22 protein-coding genes and 1 pseudogene are annotated in these 17,918 nt (G+C 49.8%); 5 read left to right on the top strand and 18 right to left on the bottom strand.

Annotation, left to right across the window (positions count from 1 at the left end; translation table 11 throughout):
• Positions 1–171: 171 nt before the first annotated feature.
• From ACQ86N_RS30265 to ACQ86N_RS30275, 3 genes are all read left to right on the top strand, one after another.
• The gene (locus ACQ86N_RS30265) at positions 172–1,029 is read left to right on the top strand and encodes a mechanosensitive ion channel family protein (RefSeq protein WP_431210297.1); all 858 of its coding nucleotides are present in this window, start codon (positions 172–174) and stop codon (positions 1,027–1,029) included.
• Positions 977–1,264, top strand: a complete 288-nt coding sequence (locus ACQ86N_RS30270; protein ID WP_431217661.1) for a hypothetical protein — start codon at positions 977–979, stop codon at positions 1,262–1,264. The genes ACQ86N_RS30265 and ACQ86N_RS30270 overlap by 53 nt, the downstream gene beginning before the upstream one ends.
• Before the next feature lie 109 nt (positions 1,265–1,373).
• Positions 1,374–1,691 (top strand): hypothetical protein, encoded by a 318-nt coding sequence (locus ACQ86N_RS30275; protein ID WP_431210298.1) that lies wholly within the window; start codon positions 1,374–1,376, stop codon positions 1,689–1,691.
• A 76-nt stretch (positions 1,692–1,767) separates the two neighbouring features.
• Here the strand turns inward: ACQ86N_RS30275 and ACQ86N_RS30280 are convergent, their stop codons facing one another.
• Complete coding sequence (locus ACQ86N_RS30280) at positions 1,768–2,514, bottom strand: DUF3078 domain-containing protein (protein ID WP_431210299.1); 747 nt, start codon at positions 2,512–2,514, stop codon at positions 1,768–1,770.
• Positions 2,515–3,139: 625 nt separating this feature from the next.
• Between ACQ86N_RS30280 and ACQ86N_RS30285 the strand changes: the two genes are divergently transcribed.
• Together ACQ86N_RS30285 and ACQ86N_RS30290 are read left to right on the top strand one after the other, a co-directional pair.
• Positions 3,140–4,093, top strand: coding sequence for a cation:proton antiporter (locus tag ACQ86N_RS30285; protein WP_431210300.1), 954 nt, complete (start codon positions 3,140–3,142; stop codon positions 4,091–4,093).
• Complete coding sequence (locus ACQ86N_RS30290; RefSeq protein ID WP_431210301.1) at positions 4,003–4,239, top strand: cation:proton antiporter; 237 nt, start codon at positions 4,003–4,005, stop codon at positions 4,237–4,239. The genes ACQ86N_RS30285 and ACQ86N_RS30290 overlap by 91 nt, the downstream gene beginning before the upstream one ends.
• Before the next feature lie 14 nt (positions 4,240–4,253).
• On the opposite strand, the gene otsB is transcribed toward ACQ86N_RS30290, so the two are convergent.
• The 17 genes and pseudogenes from otsB to ACQ86N_RS30375 all read right to left on the bottom strand — a co-directional run bounded on the left by otsB (position 4,254) and on the right by ACQ86N_RS30375 (position 17,909).
• The gene (otsB, locus tag ACQ86N_RS30295; protein WP_431217662.1) at positions 4,254–5,087 is read right to left on the bottom strand and encodes a trehalose-phosphatase; all 834 of its coding nucleotides are present in this window, start codon (positions 5,085–5,087) and stop codon (positions 4,254–4,256) included.
• Positions 5,012–5,992 carry a trehalose-6-phosphate synthase gene (locus tag ACQ86N_RS30300; RefSeq protein ID WP_431210302.1) on the bottom strand — a complete coding sequence of 327 codons (981 nt, stop codon included), beginning with the start codon at positions 5,990–5,992 and terminating at the stop codon, positions 5,012–5,014. The genes otsB and ACQ86N_RS30300 overlap by 76 nt, the downstream gene beginning before the upstream one ends.
• Entirely contained in the window at positions 5,955–6,488 is a 534-nt protein-coding gene (locus ACQ86N_RS30305; RefSeq protein WP_431210303.1) for a trehalose-6-phosphate synthase, read from the bottom strand. The genes ACQ86N_RS30300 and ACQ86N_RS30305 overlap by 38 nt, the downstream gene beginning before the upstream one ends.
• Positions 6,489–6,571: 83 nt before the next feature.
• Positions 6,572–6,862: a hypothetical protein gene (locus tag ACQ86N_RS30310; RefSeq protein ID WP_431210304.1), complete on the bottom strand. Its 291-nt coding sequence runs from the start codon at positions 6,860–6,862 to the stop codon at positions 6,572–6,574.
• Entirely contained in the window at positions 6,859–8,394 is a 1,536-nt protein-coding gene (locus ACQ86N_RS30315) for a mechanosensitive ion channel family protein (protein ID WP_431210305.1), read from the bottom strand. The genes ACQ86N_RS30310 and ACQ86N_RS30315 overlap by 4 nt, the downstream gene beginning before the upstream one ends.
• Positions 8,395–8,602: 208 nt before the next feature.
• Positions 8,603–9,127: a c-type cytochrome gene (locus tag ACQ86N_RS30320; RefSeq protein ID WP_431210306.1), complete on the bottom strand. Its 525-nt coding sequence runs from the start codon at positions 9,125–9,127 to the stop codon at positions 8,603–8,605.
• A gap of 62 nt (positions 9,128–9,189) precedes the next feature.
• Positions 9,190–9,948: a cytochrome b gene (locus ACQ86N_RS30325; protein ID WP_431210307.1), complete on the bottom strand. Its 759-nt coding sequence runs from the start codon at positions 9,946–9,948 to the stop codon at positions 9,190–9,192.
• Between the two features lie 10 nt (positions 9,949–9,958).
• Positions 9,959–10,291, bottom strand: a complete 333-nt coding sequence (locus ACQ86N_RS30330; protein WP_431210308.1) for a ubiquinol-cytochrome c reductase iron-sulfur subunit — start codon at positions 10,289–10,291, stop codon at positions 9,959–9,961.
• A 44-nt stretch (positions 10,292–10,335) separates the two neighbouring features.
• A complete protein-coding gene (locus ACQ86N_RS30335; protein WP_431210309.1) occupies positions 10,336–10,464 on the bottom strand; it encodes a hypothetical protein in 129 nt (42 codons plus the stop codon).
• A gap of 225 nt (positions 10,465–10,689) precedes the next feature.
• Positions 10,690–11,259, bottom strand: coding sequence for a cytochrome c oxidase assembly protein (locus tag ACQ86N_RS30340; RefSeq protein WP_431210310.1), 570 nt, complete (start codon positions 11,257–11,259; stop codon positions 10,690–10,692).
• Positions 11,256–11,417: a hypothetical protein gene (locus tag ACQ86N_RS30345; protein ID WP_431210311.1), complete on the bottom strand. Its 162-nt coding sequence runs from the start codon at positions 11,415–11,417 to the stop codon at positions 11,256–11,258. The genes ACQ86N_RS30340 and ACQ86N_RS30345 overlap by 4 nt, the downstream gene beginning before the upstream one ends.
• A gap of 41 nt (positions 11,418–11,458) precedes the next feature.
• Positions 11,459–12,885: pseudogene (locus ACQ86N_RS30350) on the bottom strand (cbb3-type cytochrome c oxidase subunit I).
• Complete coding sequence (locus ACQ86N_RS30355) at positions 12,774–13,499, bottom strand: cbb3-type cytochrome c oxidase subunit I (RefSeq protein WP_431210312.1); 726 nt, start codon at positions 13,497–13,499, stop codon at positions 12,774–12,776. The pseudogene ACQ86N_RS30350 and the gene ACQ86N_RS30355 overlap by 112 nt, the downstream one beginning before the upstream one ends.
• 3 nt (positions 13,500–13,502) lie before the next feature.
• Positions 13,503–14,441, bottom strand: a complete 939-nt coding sequence (coxB, locus tag ACQ86N_RS30360) for a cytochrome c oxidase subunit II (RefSeq protein ID WP_431210313.1) — start codon at positions 14,439–14,441, stop codon at positions 13,503–13,505.
• Positions 14,442–14,460: 19 nt separating this feature from the next.
• Complete coding sequence (locus tag ACQ86N_RS30365; RefSeq protein WP_431210314.1) at positions 14,461–14,829, bottom strand: sensory rhodopsin transducer; 369 nt, start codon at positions 14,827–14,829, stop codon at positions 14,461–14,463.
• A gap of 27 nt (positions 14,830–14,856) precedes the next feature.
• Positions 14,857–16,935, bottom strand: coding sequence for an FAD-binding and (Fe-S)-binding domain-containing protein (locus ACQ86N_RS30370; RefSeq protein ID WP_431210315.1), 2,079 nt, complete (start codon positions 16,933–16,935; stop codon positions 14,857–14,859).
• Positions 16,854–17,909, bottom strand: a complete 1,056-nt coding sequence (locus tag ACQ86N_RS30375) for an FAD-binding oxidoreductase (RefSeq protein ID WP_431210316.1) — start codon at positions 17,907–17,909, stop codon at positions 16,854–16,856. The genes ACQ86N_RS30370 and ACQ86N_RS30375 overlap by 82 nt, the downstream gene beginning before the upstream one ends.
• Between the last annotated feature and the right edge of the window lie 9 nt (positions 17,910–17,918).

Consider the following 17,918-nt stretch of genomic DNA (forward strand, 5'->3'; position numbering starts at 1 on the left):
AATAAAAGGCACTATTTGCGCTTTGCGTTGCAAATCTCCCCAATTTTGGAATCTACACCTTATGTGTAATTTCTAATGCAATATTAATTTTAATTTATCATCCCCAACCCAGCGTTGCAGTACCTTTGTAGTACTCCTTCTTCAAATTTTTCACAAAAAATGCACTGACCTATGAATGCATTTCTCACCTTTGTCTTTTGGGGTAATACGGTAAAGAACTGGCTAATGGCGATAGGCTGTATCGTCATTCTTTTCGTGATAATCAGGCTGTTTAAAAATATCATACTCAAAAAGATCCGGTCGTTAGCGATTCGCACGAAAGCAACTTTCGACGACCTGCTTGTCGCAGTGTTGGGAAAGACTATCGTACCTCTTGCCTATCTGCTCTCTATATATACAGGCGCGAAGATATTGAACACTGGCACACGCGCAGACAAAATTATCGATGGCGCGGCAATGGTCATAATTACCTGGGGTATTTTGCGCCTCATCACTTCTATGGCGGGCTTCTCCTTCCGACGCTACATGGTTCGTCAGCCGGGTGAGTCGAGAGAAAAACAAGGTAAAGGAATCCTAATGATCTTCAATATCATGCTTTGGATCGTCGGATTCGTTTTTCTTATCGACAACTTTGGTTACAACATTACAACTATCATCACAGGTCTAGGTGTAGGCGGCATCGCCATCGCACTCGCAGCGCAAGCAATACTCGGTGACTTGTTCAGTTATCTGGTCATTTTCTTTGATAAACCTTTCGAAATTGGCGATTTCATCGTTGTCGACGACAAAATGGGCTCGATAGAATATATCGGCATCAAAACTACTCGTATCCGAACGCTTAGCGGCGAACAGCTCATCTGTAGCAACAGTATGCTTACAGGTTCATGGGTACACAATTACAAGCTGTATGGACCTGCGAAGGATTGTCTTTTCTTTTGGAGTTACGTTTCAGACGCCGGTAGACAAAGTCAGGAAGATCCCACTCTGGATCAAGCATATTATCGAAGGTCAGGACAAAGCCCGGTTTGATAGGGCCCATCTCCTGAAATTCGGCGACTCCAGTCTTGATTTCGAGGTCGTATTCTTTGTATTGGATGCAGATTATAACGTGTATATGGACGTTCAGCAAGCCATCAATCTGGAAATTATGCAACGCTTCGAAATAGAAGAAATCAACTTTGCGTACCCGTCCCGAACTCTCTTTTTTGAAAATGCAGGGCAATTATCCCCTCCCGGCACTTTAAAACCCGCCTTACATCATTAAATCATGTGACAGAATGGAAACGCCGCGCCTCCCGCCGCAGCTATTATCCGCAGCGATCAACAGCAGGTAAGAAATGGAAACAGCACCTCTCCAGCTTTAATTAATGATCATGAAATGTATCGTCCATTGCCTATATATATTCGCTGTCGCCGGGAGTTGCCTGCTTTATTCCAAAGCCAACTGCACACAATTGTCGTCGACAACTTCGCGTTTGGGCGGCCCACTTGGAGCTGATCTTTCAACACTACCAAAAAAACAGGCAACGAAATTAGGTCTCATAGGAGGCGTTGTGGTTGTCAAAATTTATCCTGGCGGGATTTTAAGTGATCAAACCAAGATGCGAGCCGGTTTTATCATCACCAGAATCGGCGAATTTTCGGTCAATTCCGTTACAGAGCTGAATGCCGCTATGAGCAGCCAAAGGTAAATTTCCAGATTCAGGGCATCTATCCGGGAAATTCCAAGCAGCCAATTTTTTACAGCATTCACAACTTTTGATCTCATTATTCAGGAGCTTTCTCGCTTGGCTGCTTCCTGCGATACTTATATTTGTTACTGAACTCATAGGCTAGGCCGATACCCAGCACCTCCTTTATCTGAAGGACCGGACCTCCGGCGCTTCCATCTGACTTGACGGATTTAATATCATTGTCATAAATCATATCCAACGAAATATTTATACTGATCAGTTTGAAAGCCTTAACGGAAAAAACATTAGTCCAATAAATATTTATATCCTGGGGCCTCCTGATATAGTTCGAAAACAAGTCAAGGCGGGTACGATAACTCGTCGTCTTATTAAAAGCTTTCTGGTACTTAACCGATGAAAAGGCTCCAAATTCAAGTCTGGAATGCCTGCCTGAATCGACCCCAAATGCGGCAACCCTTGCCAGCGAGTCATTATTTACAATTACCCACCGGAAAGTAGCCGGTGATAAAAAGATTGAAAGATCTGGCGTCACTTTTTGGTCGACACCCAGAGAGAACAAGACATAGGCAGGAGCAGCGAAATTAGATGTCAACAGTTTGGTATTTTCATCCAAATAAGCGTACCCCCTTGAAAACTGGCTTCGAAAATTGAACAGTCCGGTTAGCGAATACTGCTTCCCTACCTCATAACCATACTTGGACAGAAGGTCGATCCGATCGTCCGATTTTCTGGTACCTAGACTGGTTGTGCTAACAAGCCCATAGGCCATATCCAGTGTATTATCCCACGCGTGTTTGTTATGCTTATATAGCGCATACATACTTAGATTGGTAGAAAGAGAAATGGACGAATTATCCCCCCTGCCGACCAATTGCTCAACGCGCCCTGGTTTACCGTAAGGTTGAACAAACCGCCCAACCTCCAGCCTTCGGGTATTGTATCAAAGGGGTTTTTAATAGTCCGGTTATACTGCTGGCGGAACTGTTGTATCGGGATCTGTCCCCAGCCAGAAATCGTCATACCTACAAAAAGTAGCAAAGCTAATGATAAACGCATGTCGGAAAATTATTTTGCTAAAGCCGGGATTATTTCTGCTTACATACTTTTGAAACCTTCCATTAAGGCAACACCTATCAAAGAATGAGCCTAACGCCAATGTGCTAGTCAACTTTATATGTGTTCGGTGGCAACCACAGACATAATAGAAAGTCCTTTACTCTTTTGATACATATAATATAAAATGGAATTTACCAAATGGCTTGAAATCCAACGGCATATGCCTATTTTCGTTAAACTTCTTACTAAATGATCGACCATGACCTTCTACCAACTATTATCCATGTTAATGCTGCTGACCGCCATCTTCAGCTACGTAAATTATAAATTGGTCAAGTGGCCTCAGACTATCGGCATAATGATCATTTCCCTGCTGACATCGATCGTCATTGTATTTTGGGGGCCAAAATTCGAGTCCCCTGGAGCTGCTCGGCAACAGCATTGCCCAACTCGACTTCAATACAATTTTAATGAAGATCATGCTTGGCTTCCTGCTCTTTGCAGGCGGTTTTCAAATAGATGCCTCTTGCCTAAAGGAGCAAGGTTTGTCTGTGGCTGTTTTCGCGATATTGGGCACCATTCTGTCCACTTTTATCATCGGTGTCCTTGCGTACTATTCGCTTCACCTTTTTGCCCTTCAAATACCATTGGTCCATTGCCTTCTGTTTGGCGCCATCATTTCGCCTACCGATCCTATTGCCGTCCTCGGCATCCTGAAAGAGGCGAGAATTCCCCGTTCGCTAGAACTGAAGATTGCAGGAGAATCTCTTTTTAATGATGGTATAGCAATTGTTATTTTCATAACGCTATATGGATTGGCGGGATCAGGAGCCCAATCATTGTCATTCGAAAATATCTTCTCCCTCTTTTTTATAGAAGCTGTCGGCGGTTTGATCTACGGTTTCGTATTGGGGGTGGTTGGATACTTCACACTTAAAACACTGGATAACTATAAGGTGGAAGTTCTTATAACTATCGCAATCGTGATGGCGGGATATAGTTTTGCCGATGTCCTCCATGTTTCGGGACCTCTGGCAATGGTAGTTGCCGGTTTGATAACCGGAAATGCGGGAAAAAAACATGCCATGTCGGACCAGACCAGAGATTATATATCAAAATTCTGGGAGCTGGTTGATGAAATATTTAATGCCATACTGTTTTTGCTCATCGGATTGGAAATGCTTATTATAAAAATCAATCATGCCATTCTTCTCATCGGAGTGGTCATGGTCACCATCGTGTTGCTTGCCCGTTGGTTCTCCGTCCTTGTGCCACTAACAATCTTAAGACCCTGGTACAGTTCGAGAAACATGCACTACTGTTCCTTACCTGGGGAGGGCTAAGAGGTGGAATTTCAGTAGCACTTGCCCTGTCGTTGCCTGCGGCATTTCATCGCGATGAATTTGTCAGCATTACTTATTTCATTGTCCTATTCTCTATTCTCGTGCAGGGCCTGACCATTGGAAAACTGGCTAGAAAATTATCGTGACAATCAATTGATTTTCACGACAATATGTTTCCCGGGGCATACAAAGAAAGGGTATGCAAAAGAGACTGCACCATATAGGGATTATATAGATTATATTTTGCAAACGACGCCTCGTTGCCGACTTTTATTGTAAACGCCTCCGGTCGCGTGGCCAGTTTCCTAAACATATCCTCATCCGTCTGGTCATCTCCTATGCAAAGAATAAAATCATAGTCATTTCCATTGAGGATATGGCTTATCGCCTTTCCCTTATTGACGCCTTTCGCCCGGACCTCAATGACTTTGTTTCCGTTCAGTATGTTCAGAGAATGGTGCGAAGCAAACTTCGAAAGGTCATCACACAGCTCTTTTGCTCTTATGATACCATCGCCGAGAGTCGGCATTCCGATAATGCCAGGCAATGGAGAATTCCTTTTCTCAATAAAAGAATGCGGACACTTATTGACATACTCAGCCATTATCTTTTCAATTTTTTGCTTCCAATCTTCGGCAAGGGCGGTAGATTCAGTAACCCATTCGCCGCTTTTTTTCGAATTTTTTGCACCATGTTCTGCAATCAATCCTACAGGGATCTGAGAAAACCACTTCTCCAAAGTCTGGCTATCCCTTCCGCTCACGATAAATACTTCATTTAATGGATTGTCAGCAATCTTACTCAGGGTTTCCAGCATTTCAGCTCCCGGAATAGCCGTGGATGGCAGTTTAGAAAACGGCACAAGCGTGCCATCATAATCCAGCAGAATGATCCGCCTGGCGGCGTTGGAATATTTGTTTAGCAGCTCGACCTTTGTGACGTTATCCAGAAATTTGATCTCAAACTCAGCTGAACGTCCTTTACGGCCTTCAATTCATTGAAAAAATCGGTGGCCCATACATATACATCATAGTGACTGATCCGATCTTGCATCTCCTGCAAACGTTCGCCTTGATCTCGTTGGCTCATTTCAAGACCCGCCTTTATGGCCGACGCTATTTCAATTACGTCATTGGGATTGATCAATAATGCCTCTGTCAATTCGTGGGCGGCACCTGCCATTTCGCTTAATACAAGCACGCCGCTCAAATCCTTTCTGCTCGCAACAAATTCCTTGGCAACCAGGTTCATTCCGTCTCTCAATGGTGTGATAAGGGCAAGATCGCAGGCTGTATATAGCGCAATCAGTTCGTTGAAATCCAAGTGACCATACTTGTAAATAATAGGCTGCCAAACGACATTTCCAAGACCGCTGTTTAAATTACCAACGGATTCATCTATAATCTTTTTTCTTTCAGCATATTTTACGACCGAGTCCCGGGAAGGAACGATAACCAGTACAAAGATCACCTTTTCCAGATACTCAGGGTAATTCGAGATAAATTGTTGAAACCCCTTTAGGCGGTTGGCTACTCCCTTTGTATAATCAAGCCTGTCCACCGAAAATATCATCTTTTTTCCACCTTTCAGCTCGACATATTTTTCCCTCGCCTCTGATACCATCGGATCGTCATAAGCGTCATGAAAAAGGTTATAGTCTATGCTGATCGGGAATGCATCCGCTTTTATCTTCCGATTGTCCCAGGCAAGAAACTGGCCATCATGTTCCACCTTCAACACTTCTTCCACTGATGAAAGAAAATGCGATGCGTAATCTATTGTATGGAAGCCGATCAAATCCGCTCCCATCACTCCCGTCAGAATATCCTTTTGCCATTGTTTCGGAATGAGCCGGAACAACTCATACGATGGAAAGGGGACATGCAGAAAAAAAACCAATCGTCAGTTTTGGGAACTTTTTCCGAAGCATTCCGGCCAGTGGGAGCAGGTGATAATCCTGAATCCACACAACGTCGTCTTTCCTGAGGTGAGCGGACAATATATTCGCAAACGTTTCATTAACGTCGAGATACGCTTTATAATATGATTGATTATAATCTACATAGGATGGAAAATAATGAAATAAAGGCCATAACACCGAGTTGGAAAATCCATTGTAATACAATTCGTATATTTTCCAGTTTATAAATATGGGGACCAGTCCGTACAGATTCGTGGTCATCTGGTTCGCGGCAATATTCCAGACTTTTTCGCTGACGCCGGGCACGCCGGCCCAGATGGCTTCCGAAAAAACAGCTTTGCCATCTTTATTCAAATAGCTTGTAATGGCAGATACCAGGCCGCCCGACGAGGGCCTGGTAATATAACCGCTATCATTATGTTCTACTGTAACCGGAAGACGGTTTGAAACAATGATCAGTCTTTTCTTTTGCATAGGCAACGTTTGGAGTTACGCCAAAGGTAACACTAATCGGCTCGATAAGTCATCTCAGTGCCGTGCAATAAAATTTACAGTGTTTATTCTTGCTTGTTATCCTGTTGCCTGAACGCAAATGGAGGCGCCTTATAGTCTTTTGGCAAATAGTCCTCAGGAATTGTCGTGGCGTTCCCATCCCTCATCGCATTGTAGTGTGGCGACATGATTTCGATACCTGCTTCGTTGCATGCATCCTGAATATTTTGATGCAGACTGGAATAGATCTTTGCCTGACTGTTGGCTTCTTTAGTATAAACATTTATTTGATAAGATACATAAAAATCATCCAGACTCGTTTGAAGGACAAATGGCTCGGGCGTTTTTTCAGTCATTTCCGTCCTTTTGGCAGCCTCAATGAGAGCATCGTGAATTTTTTCCACGGGGTGTCATATCCGATGGTAACCGTTGAATGGAGAATCAACCCAGTGTCCGTCGGTTTCGTGCACGACGAAAAATTGATGCTGCTGGTGGATAAAACAGCGGAATTTGGTACCGTGACATCTTCATTCTTAATCGTCCTTATCCTGATCACGAGCATAGTCTTTTCAATCACATCGCCCGTCACGTCCCCTATCTGTACTCTGTCCCCTACATGGAAGGGTCGCATATAGGTTATAACAAGTCCCGCCACAATATTATTGATTGCAGAAGAAGAGCCCAGGGATACGAGTACTCCCAGAAAAACAGAAACGCCCTTAAACGCAGGGGACGCCGATCCGGGTAGGTAGGGAAAGATCAACACAGCCATGAAGGCATATAACAAGAATTTTATGATATTGAATGTTGGCTGTGCCCACTCAGGATGGAACCCAGATATCTGCATATGACCCTTCCCAACTTCGCCGGACAGATAATGTATGCCTTTTATGACGTACCGGAAAATAAAATAAATGACAATGATCGTAAACAAATTTGGAAGAAAATGCACTATGCTGTGCAGGACGGACCTCGCGGGTGTCAATATCCATCCTAGCAGGGTCGCCGTCCATTTCTCGGTAGCAGTAAATATTCCGGATACAAGCAGCAGGGCAATATAGGCGGCAAGAACAATAATAATAAATCGGGCGACGGAGCTGGCCCTGATCAGAAAATGTTCCAATTTTTCGGGCGTGACCAACCGGTATTTGCGGAAGGTCAGACCGTGAGCCAGTCTTTCCCGGTTGGCCCGTATGACATGGACAGACCGCCTATACAGTCTGTTGATCAAGAAAATAAACACCGATAGCGACACCAGGATCAATGCCATCCACCCAATCCTCCTGAGCCAGTTATACAGGTTGTTCTCCTTCTTTTGTTTCAGTATTTCGGTTGCAATAGTCTTTCGGTAAGCCGAAGCCAAAGAGTCTGCACTAAAACCGAACCATAGCGCATCCAGCTGGGAAACACTCATGATCGTAAGATCATTTTTATACGTAATGTCGAAGCCGTTCCCGGTACTTAATAAATTCAAAGAATCCGCCTTGAAACTGTAATCTCTATATAATTTTGAAATTCTGCCGGATATTGCCGCGGCCCTCTCAGCCGCCCCAAAAGATCCCATTTTTGTATACAACAGGAATAACGTGTCCTCATTAAGAACGACCGGATGGCCCTCGGCATATTTTTTTAACGCCTGGATTTGCTGTAGCTGACCAAGTCGCTTCATGGAATCGTTGCTGAGAATACGGGCTAACTGGCTCTGAAGGTCGCGTGTTTTCGACTGGTTGCCTGCGCCTTTCTTTAATTCCGCTTCGAGTTGAACTCTAAGTGCAGAATCCGCCTTCAACAGGTCTTGCTGCTGGATAAGGAGGTTTTCGATAATATGAATACTGTCCTTGTGCAGCAAATCCCCCGGCAAAGAGTCTTTCTGATGGCCTTGTCCCATAAGATGGAGGACTCCAAGCATACAAAGACACACCGATAATAGCCGGAAATGAATCATCATTGCTATTGTTATTTTACAATAATTATTGTAAATATATCTAATATAATGATTAAATTTTGCAGATGACGGTTGGTCTTTAGTCGATCTTCGAGCGAGTCATTCCTACTTTCTTGTCTCCAAAAAAGAAACCACTGCTGCCAGGTCCTGCTTATTCATCAATCCTCCATAGGCCGGCATATTCCGGCCACCATTGACTCACACGAAGCGCCATCTGGTCTGCCGACAACCTCAGCGCCGCTCTCGACAGGTCCGGCCCGGTGGCTCCCCCGTAACCCTCGATCTTATGACAGTAGAGGCAAGCCTTCTGGTAAAAGAGGACCGCGCCCCGGATGGCCAGTGTATCTTCCGATCGAACCACCGTAGCTGGCAGCGGCCGGGAATTGAAGGCAGGTGACCATGGCGAACGCAGGCCTGTCAGAAATAGTCCGAACACGAATACCACCACACATATCGATCCGAACATCGCCCATGGACGGCGGATAGGGCTTCGTTCACCCTTGCTCGAAAAGAATGGAACTGAAAACAAGAGGATCACCGTCAGCACAGGCCCTATAACGATAGCATAGGATTCGATCCGGTGTGGCATCAGCGCAAACAGTGAAAAGATCGCCAGCATATACCAGTCGGGCCTCGGCGTTGAATGAACGAGCGAAGGATCAGGCGGTTCGGTCAAGTGCGGTGGTCCGGCAACTGTCGCCAGCAAAAGGATCGCCGTTACTGTCAGCGCACCGAAGATCAGGTCGCGCCAGGCGGCATAAGGCCAAAAAGGAACCCCTCCTTCGCCAGCATATCCTTATACCATTGTCGATAGGTTCGCTTGTCAACCGGCCGCTCCGCCTTCGGCGGTTCAGATATCCCGTTGCGGAGGACGAGAAAAAGATGAAATCCTACCAGCAGGAAAATAAAGGCCGGAACAATGAACACATGGTAGGCGAAAAATCGGCTCAGCGAATGACTTCCCAACGTATCGCCACCCAGCAATAGGCGGGCAGCGGGTCTGCCGATCAATGGTATCCTGCCCAACTGCTCGGCCGCTACTACGGAAGACCATACTCCATTGGAATCCCAGCGCAGCAGCTGCCCCGTGAATCCCATAGCTACTGTCAGGATAAAAAGAAAAACACCCGTTACCCAGGTCATCTCTCTCGGGTACTTATAGGCAGCCATGATATATACCCGGATCATGTGGGCCCCGACCATCACGATCATCCCCGAAGCCCCAAAATAATGGATTCCCCGCAACAGTCGCCCGAACCGGGCCTCGTCGGTAATGAACTGCAACGACCGATAGGCGTCCGACGACGAAGGCTGATACATCAGGGAAAGGGCGACACCTGTGATTACCTGCAACACCAAACAAAATAAAGTAGCGCTGCCAAAGACATAGGCCCACTTCGAACCCGGGGGCACGGGATGCTTTGCAAGGCGACGGATGGCATCTCCTATCCCCGTCCTGTCTTCCAGCCATTCTGCTATTTTTTTTATGATCGGCATACGAGAGGCTTTAGTCTCCAATCGTCGTTATCGGCAAGGGAGAAGTTAATATCTCGATCTTTCCATTCTTTCTCCGAACCGGGTAGCGAGTCAGCGGCTTTGGAGGCGGTCCGGCGGCTACGGTCCCGTCAGGGTAATAGGCCCCGCCATGGCAGGGGCACATGAACAGCCTGGCTTGCTCTTCCCATCTGACCGGACATCCGAGGTGGGTACAGTTAGCCGAAAATGCGATAAAAGAATGTTCCCCGTCGCGCCTGAGCCATGCGGCGGTGCGCGCTGTTCTGCCTGACCAGGCTTCGGGATCGGCATTCTCAAAGCTGACGAGCCGCGTAGTCCCAATCATGAAGCTATCCAGGTCGGCAACTGCCCGCCAGAGAGGCGGCGCCTTTACCAGCAGGGGTGCAAAAAGGACGCCAGTACAGGCAATCCCGCAGCAATGGCGGAAAGGCCGCTCAGTCCGAGGGCCAGCCTTACCAGGAACCTTCTTCGCGTCTCTCCGTCCTCAATTTTTTTCATGGTTGAGTATTTTGATCCATCCCGCCAGGGCGACAATGGCGATCCCGCTGCCCGCGACGAGTATCACCCACATCGTAAGCAACCCCCAAAAAATAAATGCCGTTCCCATTGCCAGAAAAAAGGCCAGTATACCGGTCGGGGCAGCTCTTCCGGTAAAGCTTTTTCCTGGTCTTCGGTTATAGCTGGAATTTTATTTTCTGATCCTTTTTCGTATGTCATAGTCCGTCAATTTATGTATAAGAGGTAGGGTCGGGTTCCTGCCGAAGCCATCGTCTCATCAGGAGCAGACAACCTATGAGATAGATGCCGCAGCCGGGCACCCACATCAGCAGCCCTGCGGTTTTGTATGTCTTGTCTTGTCATATCCTGGTAGACCTCCTTCGGTGCAAAAGTCATCAGCAAGCCCATGATCGAGCAACTGACGCAGGCCGTTGCCAGATAGATGACCCCCGACAGCGGGTCGATCCTGAATTGAGCTTCCGGTCCGACGAGTGGCCGGCCGAATAGCATCCCGCCTGCAAGCAGCGCCGGCGCCCGGACGAGAGGTAAATAACTATAGCTGTGTTCCGCTGTCATCGTCCATTGATGTATCGCCGGAATATGCCAAAACCACATCGTGATGGTTCCGCCCATCCAACCCAGCCACGCATGTCGCGACAGGAATCTGCAAAACAGGCGCATCCGCTCGCGACGGCCCGGGCGATAGGGAAGACCAGCGACCAGCAACGGGCCGCAGACCAACATTAGCAGAATGTCAAGGACCATGTGCATGCTCATCGGATAATCGGCTATCATTGCATTTGTTTTGAAAGATGAGGGGCAAGGTATACTACCAGAAAAACGATCAGCCATACGGCGTCCACGAAATGCCAATAAATGCCGATCGACCGGATCGCAGGCGACGAGACAGCAAACGCAGGCCGTCTTCTTACCCGGCGCAGCACAATGATCATTAGTACTATGCCAACCAGTACATGCAACCCGTGAAATCCGGTCAGCGTAAAAAAGTCGATCCAAAGATCCCGCTGCTCAATGTCACGTGTCGTTGATGTAACAAACGGACGTATTCTTTTGCCTGTCCAACTATAAATACCAGTGCGAGGCCGATTGTCGATAACAACCAGGCCATCCCCCGCCGATTGCTCTTCACCGCAAATCCCCGTTCCGCCCGCCACCAGGTGAAGCTGCTCGACCACAGCAACAGGCTGAATATGGTCGCAGACCGTATATCCAGCATCATTGAAGGTGCACCGCCATAGCCGGGGTCAAAGCCAAAATAGACATAGGCCATGATCAGACAGACAAAGAAGACCGCTTCCGTTCCTATCACCAGCCGCATCATCAGCGGATAAGCCTCTATGCGCCGTACGGCTGCCGCCCCGACCCGATCTTTCGGGGCGTCCTGCGGCCGCTTGTAATCCCTGAATGGGCGATTGCTCCTGACCGGTATCACTGTGGTAAAATTCCTCAACGGGGGCGGGGAAGCCGTTGTCCATTCGAGGGTATTTGCGTCCCATGGATCATCGCCTGCTGCCGCTCCCCTACGAATGCAGTTAATGATGACGTACACAAGCAAGGCCACTGATGCCGCCATCAGATAACCACCTATCGTTGAAATTTGGTTGGCGATCGCCCAGCCCGGAAGGTCCGGGTAGGTGTATACCCTTCTCGGCATTCCCATTGCGCCCAGCGCGTGCTGGATCAAAAAGGTCAGGTTAAAACCGATGACGAACAGCCAGAAAAACAACTTCGATAACCGCTGATCCGGTCGGCGGCCGCTGATCTTCGGCAGCCAGTAAAAGAGTCCGGAAAATAGGCCGAACAGCGAGCCGCCGATAAAAACAAAATGCAGGTGGGCCACGACATAATAAGTGTCCGTCAACTGCCAGTCGATCGGCGCCAGGGCAAACGATATACCGCTGAGGCCGCCGATGGTGAACTCGATAAGGAAGGCGATGGCAAAAAGCATCGGTACGGTCATGCGGATACTTCCCCGGTGCATGGTCGCCAGCCAGTTAAAGATCTTCACCCCTGTCGGCACCCCGATGACCAGGCTGCTGGCTGAAAAAAGCCATTTACCGTATTTCCCAGGCCGGTGGCAAACATATGGTGTACCCACACTCCGAATGCCAGCAGCGCAATGGCGATGCCCGAGCCGACCAGGGTGCCATATCCAAAAATGGGCCGCCTGCTGAAGACGGGGAACACTTCCGAAAAGATCCCGAATACCGGCAGGATGAGAATATAGACTTCCGGATGCCCAAAAAGCCAGAAAAGGTGCTGCCAGAGAATGGCAGACCCGCCGCCGGTCAGGTCAAAAAGTGCGCATGCAGTTGCCGGTCCAGCAATAGCATGACAAGCGCCGCATTGAGAGAAGGGAATGAGGCGATCACCAGGAAGGAGTTGATCAGCACCATCCATACAAATAGTGGAAGCCTCCGTAACCCCATTGAAGGAATCCGTCCGCAAAGAATAGTGACGATAAAATTGATCGAGGCGGAGACGGTTCCGATCCCACCAAGAAGCAGTCCTATACAGTAATAATCGATGCCCTGCGAAGAGGAATAATTATACTCGTTCAATGGAGCGTAGTTAAACCATCCGGCGTCAGGTGCACCACCTGCCAGAAAGCTGAAATATAACAGACAGCCTCCGAAAAATGTTATCCATAGACTGAATGCGTTCAGCCGGGGGAAAGCCATATCGTTCGCACCGATCATCAGGGGAATGAGATAAGTGGAGAAGCCGAAGATCGCCGGCGTCAGCACGAAAAAGATCATGGTCGTCCCATGCATTGTGAATAGCTGATTATAAGCTTCCGGAGAAAGAAAATGATTGTCCGGCACGATCAGCTGCGTGCGAACCAGCAGGATCGCTGCGCCGCCCAGCAAAAGGAATAGGGCTGACAACCAAAGGTAGAGAATGCCAATTTGCTTGTGGTCGACGGAAGACAGCCATTGCAGCAGCCCCTGAGAGCTGCTGATGCTAAGATCCGGGATCGATCGTTCGGGAGCCGGTGTAGATTCACTGATCATCGCTTATTGTAAATGAGTTAAATAGGCAGCCAACGCGTCAATGCTGTCCCGGGCCAGGATAAATCGCGGCATCCGGGCGCCGGGTTTGATCTTCTGAGGATCGGTCAACCATGCGACGAGGTTCGCCGAATCGTTGACCATTCTTCCTGCCAGCAGTGTGCCCCGTTCAGCCAAATGCGTAAGATCAGGTCCAGCCCGGCCGTTGGCGCCGGTCCCTTTTATCCGGTGACAGCTCGCACAGGAGGCCGACAGGAACAACGACTGCCCGAAGCCGGCGAACCGGCCCGCGGGCGCCTGCGCCGGCGCGGATTGTGAAGCCAGCCAGCGATCGAATTGCTCAGGAGGCTGGGCGATCACCTTTATCCGCATCCAGGCGTGCTGCTGCCCGCAGAATTCACTGCACGCCCCATCAAAGACGCCCGTATCCCGGATGGTAAGCCACAGATGGTTGTCGGTTCCGGGGATCATATCCATTTTTCCTCCAAGGGCAGGCACCCACCAGTCATGAATCACATCGCCGCTATTCAATTGCAATAACAGCCTCCGGCCGACGGGTAAATGGACTTCGTTAGCCGTGATCACCGATGCTGAAGGGTAAACTACTTCCCAATACCACTGATGACCCGTGATGATCACGTCCGGTGGATGGTCCCCGGCACCGGGCTGGACCGCATTCATCGTGCGCATGGACCAGGCAAAGAAAACAGTTACCAGTAACAGCGGCACCCCGATCATGGGTATCTCAAGCCGGCGGTTCCCGGGTGTTTGCGACGGCTCGCCGTCATTTTTCGACTGCCGGTATTTCCGGATGATCCCGATGGTCAATCCGATGACCAGTATTGTCACGGCGGTGGCCGCGATCAAAAATCCATTTCCCAACTTACCGATGAGACTTCCTTCCGGCGACGAAGGATGGAACATGGGCGGCAAAGGGATATTCATAAGATACCATATGGTCTCGTCACTCGGCATAGGCAATAGTCGTTACCAGCGCGTTAGCCTCCTGGCGCGAATCCAGCCGCGTGAACTGGATGACGACCGGTACGTCGGAAATAAGCAGGCTTGAATACGGCGTCTCCACAGGGATCTTTTCCGGGTCCGAAAGGTCGTTGAACCGGAGGTGCAGCGTCCGTTCAGCCGCAACCTGTATCCTGTAAGGGCCAGCCGGAGGGCGGTCGGCAAAATAGATCGTCAGCGAGATATTCGCTTCTTTGTCTCCTGCATTCAGTATGCATGCCGCCTCGTGGCTTGTCAGGACCGGGGCCGGGCCGTGGCTCCATCCCGGGATATAACCTTCCGCAATAGCCCATATTTTCTTGCCTACCTGCATAACACTGGATTTATATTATATTCTAAATTAATTCCGTTTCCGACCCACCACCAGCAGCGCCGTCAATGCGATCGCTCCGACGGCCACCAGAACGAGCGTCGTCTTTTTCCGCGCCTTCGGATCCCTCAGCTTCATCGCATCGACATATTTTTCCTCCGGATAACGCAGATGGCCGCTCTCCTGCCTCAACGCCATTTGCAGTACCTGGGCCGTATGCAGTCCCTTGCGATCCGTGCCCTGTTCGATCTGCTCCCGGCAGCTGAATCCGTCTGCGATAATTATCGTTGCTGCATCGGCCTGGCGAACGGCAGGCAGCAATACTCGCTCGCCCGCTGCCAAACCGACCTCATAATGTTTGCCCGACTCGTACCCGAAATAGCCCGCCATGCCACAGCAGCCGGAATCCAGCACGGTATGGTCGAGCTTCATCCTGTTGAACAGCGCTTCTTCGCTTTCTTTCCCCAGCACTGACTTGTGATGACAATGAACATGTACAAGCGCCCTGGCGGGAAGATGCGGCACCGCAAAATCCGGAGCCTTTTTTATCAGAAATTCCGCCAACGTGAAAACCTGCTGCTTCAGCCGTCTGGCATCTTCGTCATGCGGAATCAGGCCCGTCAGCTCGTCCCGAAAGACAGCTACGCAACTGGGCTCCAGGCCAACGATCGGCACTCCATCGCGAATCTCTTCTCTCAGCGCGGACAGGATCTCCTTTAACAGGCGTTTGGCGGTCGTCAGCATTCCAAAATCATACAGCGGCCGTCCGCAGCACAGCATCTGCCGCGGAACCACCACCCGGAATCCCGCAGCTTCCAGCACTTCCGTTGCCGCGACGAGCGTCTCGGGCAGAAAGAAGTTATTAAATGTGTCTGCCCACAGGATCACTTTAGGCCGCTCCGCGTTGCCGGCGCCGCTCGGCAAAGAGAGGGCTCGCGTCCCGAACCAGTCCCGGAAAGTCAGCCGGGCAAAGGCGGGAATAGTCCGTTTTTGGTCGACCCCAGCAAGCTTTTTCGCGATCGGCCCGGTGATAGGGTTGCGAGTGAAAAAATTCACCACCCGCGGTGTGAAAGCTGCCGCCCGCGCCCACCAGTATATCCATCCAAAGGCATATGCGGAACGTGGTCTCAGCCGCCCCTTGTAGTAATGGGAAAGAAATTCGGACTTATAGGTCGCCATATCTACGTTCACAGGGCATTCTCCCTTGCATCCCTTGCAGGCCAGGCAAAGGTCCAATGCGTTCTTTACCTCTCTGCTCTTCCATCCGGCCTTTATTTCTTCCCCACGGAGCATCTCGAACAATAGGTGCGTTCTTCCCCTCGTCGAATGCTCTTCTTCGCGCGTCACCATATAGCTCGGACACATGGTGCCTGATTCCTGGCGGCGGCATTTTCCTACTCCTACGCAGCGAAGCGTAGCATGGGCAAAACTTCCCTCATCTTCTTCGAAGCTAAAATGAGTGGACAACGCCGGAGGTGCGTAGTCGGTACCAAGGCGCAGATGAGCCGTCTGGCCATAGGCGTCGATTACCTTTCCGGGATTCATTTTCCATTGCGGATCCCAGATCCGCTTGAATTCCCGGAACGCTTCCATCAGCTGCGCTCCATACATCATCTCCAGCAGGTCCGCGCGTGCCTGGCCATCGCCATGTTCGCCGGACAGCGATCCCTTGTATTTTACCACCAGTGCAGCCGCCTCCTTCGTAAAAGCCCGGTATGTCTCAAGTCCCTCTTTTGTGAACAGATCAAAGTCGATCCGGCAATGAATGCAGCCCTGACCAAAATGTCCATATAACGACGCTTTATAGCCGAATTTATCGAACAGCTTCCGCAGATCCTGCAAATAATCACCGACGTTATCGGGATGTACCGCGGAATCCTCCCAGCCTGGCCAGGCAAGCTTCATTCCCGGCACGAACGCGGTCGCGCCAAGTCCGGACTCGCGGATCTCCCACAGCAGCTTCTCCTGTGCAGGATCATCGAATAATTTCATAGCAGGATGCTCATTCTCTTTTGCCAGTTCGGCCATCAGTCCGTGCGCCTTTTCGTCCGCTTGCTGCTTCGTATTGCCGCTGAATTCCACCAGCAACCAGCCCTTGCCGTCAGGCAATAGCGTAAGGTCTTTGGTATGAAGTCCTTTTTCTCCATAAAATCCAGTAGCTGGTCATCGATGCCTTCCAAGGCGATCGGCTTATGCCGCATAGCCACCGGCGCATGCCGTCCCGCACTGTACACATCGGGATAACCCAGCACCAGCAGGCTCCGGGCTTTCGGCCGCGGCATCAGCTTCAAGGTGGCGTCCAGGATGACCACACAAGTGCCTTCCGTGCCCACGAGCGCGCGGGCAACATTGAAACCTTTTTCCGGCAGCAGCTCGTCCAGGTTGTATCCCGATACTCGCCGGGGAATCTGCGGAAAACGTTCGCGGATCAGGGAAGCATATTTATCCCTCAGCTCTTTCAGTCGCCGGTAGATCTCTCCTTTTCGTCCGCCTTCCGCGATATAGGCCGTCAACTCTTCCTCGGAGGTAGGACCGACATCCATGATAAGCCCGTCGTAGGTCAGCAGCGTTAGCCGATCGGTATTATCGGATACCCGGGAACCCGGTCCAAAATTCTCCGCCATCACTGAATGTGCACCACAGGAGTTATTCCCCATCATGCCGCCAATGGTGCAATGACTGTGGGTTGCCGGGTCTGGTCCGAACGTCAGCTCATGCTCTTTCTCGGTTTGCTTCTTCATTGTATCCAGCACAATGCCCGGCTGCACCCTGACAAGCTGCCGGTCTGCCTCGATCTGCAATACCTGGTTGTAGTATTTGGACATGTCCATAACAACGGCTACGTTGCAGCACTGTCCCGCCAGGCTTGTCCCGCCGCCACGGGACAGGATGGGTACACCATGTTTGCGGCATACCTGCACGGTCAAGAGAATATCTTCTTTCGACTTCGGTAAAACAACTCCGATAGGTACCTGCCGGTAATTGGAACCGTCCGTGGCATAGGCTGCCCGGCTACCTGTGTCGAACCTCACTTCGCCCTTTATACATTCCTGCAGCTCTTTCTCCAGAGAAGAAGTGGACATATATTGTAG

The sequence above is a fragment of the Puia sp. P3 genome, from assembly GCF_050632245.1.
Lineage (GTDB): Bacteria > Bacteroidota > Bacteroidia > Chitinophagales > Chitinophagaceae > Puia.

Coding starts and splice junctions, on each gene's coding strand:
- ACQ86N_RS30265 (WP_431210297.1), top strand. CDS start 172: ATGAATGCATTTCTCACCTTTGTCTTTTGGGGTAATACGGTAAAGAAC.
- ACQ86N_RS30275 (WP_431210298.1), top strand. CDS start 1,374: ATGAAATGTATCGTCCATTGCCTATATATATTCGCTGTCGCCGGGAGT.
- ACQ86N_RS30280 (WP_431210299.1), bottom strand. CDS start 2,514: ATGTATGCGCTATATAAGCATAACAAACACGCGTGGGATAATACACTG.
- ACQ86N_RS30305 (WP_431210303.1), bottom strand. CDS start 6,488: ATGCAAAAGAAAAGACTGATCATTGTTTCAAACCGTCTTCCGGTTACA.
- ACQ86N_RS30310 (WP_431210304.1), bottom strand. CDS start 6,862: ATGACTGAAAAAACGCCCGAGCCATTTGTCCTTCAAACGAGTCTGGAT.
- ACQ86N_RS30315 (WP_431210305.1), bottom strand. CDS start 8,394: ATGGGACAAGGCCATCAGAAAGACTCTTTGCCGGGGGATTTGCTGCAC.
- ACQ86N_RS30325 (WP_431210307.1), bottom strand. CDS start 9,948: ATGCCGATCATAAAAAAAATAGCAGAATGGCTGGAAGACAGGACGGGG.
- ACQ86N_RS30330 (WP_431210308.1), bottom strand. CDS start 10,291: ATGATTGGGACTACGCGGCTCGTCAGCTTTGAGAATGCCGATCCCGAA.
- ACQ86N_RS30335 (WP_431210309.1), bottom strand. CDS start 10,464: ATGAAAAAAATTGAGGACGGAGAGACGCGAAGAAGGTTCCTGGTAAGG.
- ACQ86N_RS30340 (WP_431210310.1), bottom strand. CDS start 11,259: ATGATAGCCGATTATCCGATGAGCATGCACATGGTCCTTGACATTCTG.
- ACQ86N_RS30345 (WP_431210311.1), bottom strand. CDS start 11,417: ATGATCATTGTGCTGCGCCGGGTAAGAAGACGGCCTGCGTTTGCTGTC.
- ACQ86N_RS30355 (WP_431210312.1), bottom strand. CDS start 13,499: ATGATCAGTGAATCTACACCGGCTCCCGAACGATCGATCCCGGATCTT.
- coxB (WP_431210313.1), bottom strand. CDS start 14,441: ATGAATATCCCTTTGCCGCCCATGTTCCATCCTTCGTCGCCGGAAGGA.
- ACQ86N_RS30365 (WP_431210314.1), bottom strand. CDS start 14,829: ATGCAGGTAGGCAAGAAAATATGGGCTATTGCGGAAGGTTATATCCCG.
- ACQ86N_RS30375 (WP_431210316.1), bottom strand. CDS start 17,909: ATGTCCACTTCTTCTCTGGAGAAAGAGCTGCAGGAATGTATAAAGGGC.